This is a genomic window from Paraburkholderia sp. SIMBA_027, assembly GCF_046535315.1.
GTDB lineage: Bacteria > Pseudomonadota > Gammaproteobacteria > Burkholderiales > Burkholderiaceae > Paraburkholderia > Paraburkholderia tropica.
Genome location: NZ_JAWRWY010001460.1, coordinates 1 through 242, shown reverse-complemented (window position 1 = coordinate 242; position 242 = coordinate 1). Strand labels below are relative to the sequence as shown.

Annotated in this window: 1 protein-coding gene; it reads left to right on the top strand. The window is 55.8% G+C overall.

Features of this window, described 5'->3' with window-relative positions; translation table 11 throughout:
- The coding region (locus SB764_RS44030) for a hypothetical protein (protein ID WP_410867317.1) at nt 1-242 on the top strand (242 nt) is incomplete at both ends.

Sequence of the window (242 nt, the reverse complement as noted above, 5' to 3'; positions counted from 1 at the left end):
ATGCGGGTTACCGATATTCCCCTGCACTTCTACCGTTATATTTACTGGCGGGTGGGAAAACGCTGGCACTGGCAAAAACGCATGCGCATGAGCGATGCGGAACTCTCCGCCGTCCTCAAGGACCCGAAGAACAGCGTCACGGTTCTTTACATGAACGGCGCGCCTGCCGGTTTCTTCGAGCTGAACAAGGCGAACGACGAGGTGACCGAGCTTTCCTATTTCGGGCTTCTCGAAGAGGCGAT